We start from the raw sequence: 5,361 nt of genomic DNA on the forward strand, positions 1-5,361 counted from the left end.
CGCGGTGAGTGCCTCGACGATCTCGCGCAGCGTGCGGAGTTTGCCGAGCTGTCCGATGTCTCCCGTCGCCACGTCGCCCACCCTCCGGCGTACGGCCGACAGGATCTCGACACGCTTGATCGAGTCGACTCCCAGATCCGCCTCCAACTCCATGTCCACGTTGAGCATCTCCACCGGGTAGCCGGTGAGCCGGGCCACCACCGAGAGCAGTAGTTCCTCCAGTTCCGGCGCCGACAGAGGAGTGGCATCGGTGGCCGGTACCGAGGGGTCCACCGGGACGGCGGCCGGGGCCCGTTCCTCGACGGCGACCGGTGCGGGCGACGGCGCCTCGCCGGGCCCGGCGGGTACGAAGGCGGGCACGGTCCCGGGAACGCCGACCGCCGCCGGGGGCGGTGTCGCGGGTGCCGGGGTCCGCCGAGGTGCCGAAGGACGGGGGAGCGGCAGGGGTGCCGGGGAAGCCGGGGCGTCGGGCACGGCGCCGGCGTCCTGTGCCCCGAGCATCGCGGTCAGGGTGGTCTCGGTCATCCGCAGAAAAAGCCATATGGCTGTCGGTCAGCATGCGTTGGCAGGCCGCGTGGGCCTGTGCCGTCTGCCGCTGGACGCTCTCCACCGCGGCGTACCACTCGGGGCCGAGGGCGACATCGGGCTCGGCCCCGTACGCGGACACGGGGTCGTAGGCGGGCACGGGCTCGCGCGGCGGCTCGGCTCCGTACGCGGGCTCCGGTTCCTGGGCGGGCGCCGCCCCGTAGACCGACGGCTCCGGAGTGTGGGCGGGAGCGGGTGCGTACGCGGACACGGGAACCGCCAGGATGTCGGACGAGGGGGCGGGATGCGGGTGGCGTTCCGGCCTGCGTTCCGGCGCGGACACGGGCGGCTGCGGTTCGGCGGCTTCGGTGCGGGGCGGGTAGAGCTGACCGTAGTTGGCTCCGCTGATCTTCACGGTCATCCGGGGCTTGCGCTCCTTCACTGAGGTTCCGGGCGAGGCGTACGGCGCCCAGAGGGGATCGAAGTCCAGAGGGATACCGCGTACGGCGAGTTCACCGAGCGCGGTGTGCAGGGTGCTGACCCCGGACCGGTCCGCCCGGTCCAGGGGGACGGCCGCGTGCTCGCGGTCACCCAGGATCTGTCCGACCAGGCCGGTCAGCGCGGTGCCCGCGCCGACTTCGACGAAGGTCCGCACGCCTGCCGCGTACATCGCCTCGATCTGGTCCTGGAAGAGCACAGGTGAGGCCAGGTGGTCGGCGATCCGGCGGCGTACCCCGTCGGGCGACGACGGGTACGGTTCGGCGTCCGCGTTGCCGTACACCTCGATCCGGGGCTTCGTGAGCGGGACCGTGCGCAGGAACGCGGCGAGCGGCTCACCGGCCGGGGCGACCAGCGGGCTGTGGAAAGCGGTCGAAGTGGTCAGCCGGCGTGTGCCGACACCCTCGGCCGCGAACGCCTCCTCGGCGCGCGCGACAGCCTCCCTCGTACCTGAAAGCACCACCTGAAGAGGGGAGTTGAGGTTGGCCGGCCAGATGTCGCCGAACTCGTCGCCGGCCAGCACCGCCACCACGTGCTCGCGGCCCGCCGCCACGGCCAGCATCGCGCCCGGTACGCCGGCCGCGTCCCGCATCAGCTCACCGCGCCTGCGGGCCAGACCGACCAGCGCATCGGCGTCCAGGACACCCGCGCAATGCAGCGCCACCAGCTCACCGAAACTGTGGCCCGCCACGCAGTCCGGTTGCAGCCCCAGACCCCGCAGTACGGCCAGCAAGGCGAGTGCGTGCGCCGCGAGCGCGGGCTGCGCCCACTCGGTGGCGGCCAGACGCGCCGCCTGGGCCGCGCGTTCCTCGTCGGTGAAGGCGGGCGGCGGGAACACCACCCGGTGCAGGGGCCGCCCGTCGAACCTGGTACCGCCCAGCCGGTCCCACACAGCCTGGGCGGCCGGTGACAGCATCGCGAGGCCGGCGCCCATCCCGACGTACTGGGATCCCTGCCCCGGAAACAGGAAAGCGAGACGGCCGGGCATGGGATCCCCGAAGGCGTACCGGACACCGTTCGGTGTCGTGAACGCCGTACCGGGCCGCTGCCGGATCAGCGTGAGCGCCTGCGCGCACTTCTCCCTCAGGTCCTCGGTGTCCGTGGCGACGACGGCCAGCCGCACCGGATCGGTGGGCGAGAACGCGCTGTGGCTCTCCCGGGCGAGCGCGGCCAGCGGACGGTCGCCGTACGATTCCGGCGGCACCAGGTCGGACGGCGACGCGCCGCTGAACAGGACGAGTTCGCTCGGCGCGGAACGATGGCGCGGCGGCACCCGGGCCAGGGTGCCCGACGGCACGTACTCCTCCAGCGTGACGTGGAAGTTGCTGCCCCCGAAACCGAAGCTCGACACCGACGCCCGGCGCGGATGACCGGCGGAACGCACCCACGGCCGGGCCTCGGTGTTGACGTAGAACGGACCGTCCGGGGCGGCGGCCGCCGGCATCGGCCGGTCGACCTTGATGGTCGGCGGCAGCACCTTGTGGTGCAGGGCCATCACCGCCTTGAGCAGCCCCGCCGCGCCCGCCGCGCACTTGGTGTGGCCGATCTGCGACTTGACCGAGCCGATCGCACACCACTGCCCCTCCGTACGTCCCGACGCCTCGAACACCTCGCGCAGCGCCGTCAGTTCGGCAGTGTCCCCGGCCTTCGTGCCGGTCCCGTGGGCCTCGACCAGCTCCACGGACTGCGGACCGTAGCCCGCCTCCTCGTAGGCGCGCCGCAGGGCCCGCGCCTGACCGTCGGGAAGCGGCGCGTAGATCGCCGTGCCCCTGCCGTCGGACGAGGTGCCGATGCCCCGGATCACCGCGTGGATCCGGTCGCCGTCCCGCTCCGCGTCGGACAGCCGCTTCAGTGCGTACATGACGACGGCCTCGCCGAGCATGGTGCCGTCCGCCGCATCCGAGAACGGACGGCAGTCACCGGTAGGGGAGAGCGCGGGCGTCTTGGAGAAGCACAAGAACATGCCGATGTCGTTCCCGGTGTCCACACCGCCGCTGATCACCAGGTCGGTCCGCCCGAGCGTCAGCTCACCGACCGCCGTGGACAGTGCCGCCAGGGAGCTGGCACAGGCGGCGTCGGTGGTGTGGTTGATGCCGTGCAGGTCGAACCGGTTGGCGATCCGGCCCGCGACGACATTGCCGAGCAGGCCGGGGAAGGTCGCCTCCTGCCACGGGCTGAAGTGCGCCGAGATGCGGTCGCACACGGCCTGCGCCTCGGCCTCGGCGAGACCGCTCTCCCGCAGCGCCGTCAGCCACACCGGGCGATGGGCGCGCCCGTACATATGGGGGAGGAGCTCCAGGGAGGCCGCGCCGAGGACGACGCCGACCCGGTCCCGGTCCATGCCCGACGGACCGCCGGCGTCGGTCAGCACTTGGTCGGCGACCATCAGGGCGAGCAGTTGGGAGGTGTCCGTCGCCGACAGGTTGGCTGGCGGCACACCGTACGCCAACGGGTCGAAGTCCACCTCCGGCAGAAAGGCGCCGCGGCGGGCGTACGTCTTGTCGGGGGCGGCCGGGTCGGGGTCGTAGTGGTCCGCCATCAGCCAGCGGGAGGCGGGCACTTCAGTGATCAGGTCCCGGCCGCCGGTCAGGATCCGCCAGTAGCCTGCCGCGTCCGTCGCGCCGGGCACCAGGGCGCCGACACCGACCACGGCGATGGGCACCTGCCCACATGTGCGGGCGGACACGTTGTCTCCTCGGGGCCGGACGGCTGCCGCTGACGCCTCCGGGGCGCCGGGGCCGCTCACGCCAGCCCGCGCGGGGTGTAGGCGAATGCCTCGGACGGCAACGGAACTCCATAGGTGCGCAGTTGATGGGCGCGGGTGAGTACCGCAGCGCCTTCGAGCAGGTTGAGCGCGATCTGCACCACGGACCGGTTCGCCGGTTCGGCCAGGAACGTGCCCGCAACCCAGCGGTTGAACGCGCCCGTCGCCGGCCCGCACCAGATCTGGTAGTCGGTACGTCGGGCCGCCTCGCCGCTGATCGCCCACCGACTGGAACTGCCCAGGTACCAGCGGAAGACCAGCGCCATACGGTGCTTCGGATCGGCCTCCGCACGCGTGATCTCCGAGGGATCGCGCCGCTCCCAGAACGCGCGCGTGTGCTGCCAGACCTCGTCGAACGAGGCGCGCAGCACGTCCCGTTCGATCGCGGCGCGCACCGCGGGTGGGATCTCCTCCAGCGAACCGTGCGCCCGGTAGGCCGCGTGGAGCCTGCCGGCCCGCTGGGCGAACATCGTCCCGCGGGACAGTACTTGCAGCGTGACCCCCAGCTCGAACATGTCCGCCGCCGGTGCCATGGCCACATCGGCGACATCCGCCTCGCAGAGCATCGCCTTGGCCTCTTCGGACAGGCCCGCCTCGGTGGCGGTCTGGTTCACCGATCCGACGACCACGTAGGAGGCGCCGAGGGCGAAGGCGGCGGCCACCGCGGCCGGCGTGCCCAGCCCGCCGGCCGCGCCGACCCTGACCGGTCGGCGGTAGCCGAATCGCCGGCACAGCGCGTCGCTCAGCAGGGCGATCCTCGGCAGCAGGGCCGACAACGGCCGGTTGTCGGTGTGACCTCCGCTGTCGGCCTCCACGGTGATGTCCTCGGCCACCGGCACCAGGGCCGCCAGGCCGGCCTCCTGCGGGGTCAGCTTCCCCTGGACGACGAGCCGGTCCAGCAGCGCGGCCGGGGCGGGCGAGAGGAACCTCTCGGCCACCTCGGGCCGGGAGACCTTGGCGAACATCCGTGTGCGCCGGACGATTCCGCCGTCGGCGCCGCGGCGCAGTCCGCGGGCCGAGCACAGCACGACGGCCGGGGTGAGCTCCATGAACGCCGACGCCGAGATCCGGGGCACACCGCAGCGCAGCAGCAGCTCGGCGACGCGGAACTCCAGCGCGGGTTCGGCCGGTGAGTGGATGAGGTTCACGCCCCAGTTCGAACGGGACCGCAGCTCCCCGGCCAGCGCGTGCACGGCCCGCTCCACATCGGCATACGCCAGGCCGCCGGCGCCGAAGAACCCGAGCATCTCCGCCCGAGCCATTGCGGACACCATCCGGGTGGTCGCGATGCCGTTCGCCATCTCGCCCGCCACATAAGGGAAACGGACGCCGTGTGCCTCGCAGAAGGTGCGCCCGCCGAGCCACTCGGGGTACAGCGGCGGCAGCGTCCCGAGCACCGGGCCGTCGGGTACGGGACCGGCCGCGAGACCCAGTTCACGGCCGTTCGGCCCGCTGACGATGTGCACGGGCTCCCGGATCCGTCGGGCCCGGGCGGCGATCTCCTCGGGGGAGAAGACCGGCGGGGACACGGGCGGGGGCGACGGGAGCGGAGAGGACAGACACGGAGGGGCTCC

At 72.8% G+C, this 5,361-nt stretch carries 1 protein-coding gene and 1 pseudogene; both read right to left on the reverse strand.

Annotation, left to right across the window (positions count from 1 at the left end; all coding sequences use genetic code 11):
* Window positions 1-3,709, reverse strand: a pseudogene (locus GA0115254_RS18900) (beta-ketoacyl synthase N-terminal-like domain-containing protein); the annotation flags it as partial.
* 56 nt (window positions 3,710-3,765) lie between these two features.
* Complete coding sequence (locus GA0115254_RS18905) at window positions 3,766-5,346, reverse strand: PfaD family polyunsaturated fatty acid/polyketide biosynthesis protein (RefSeq protein WP_093896487.1); 1,581 nt, start codon at window positions 5,344-5,346, stop codon at window positions 3,766-3,768.
* Window positions 5,347-5,361 lie beyond the last annotated feature (15 nt).

The organism is Streptomyces sp. Ncost-T10-10d (assembly GCF_900091955.1).
Classification (GTDB): Bacteria; Actinomycetota; Actinomycetes; order Streptomycetales; family Streptomycetaceae; genus Streptomyces.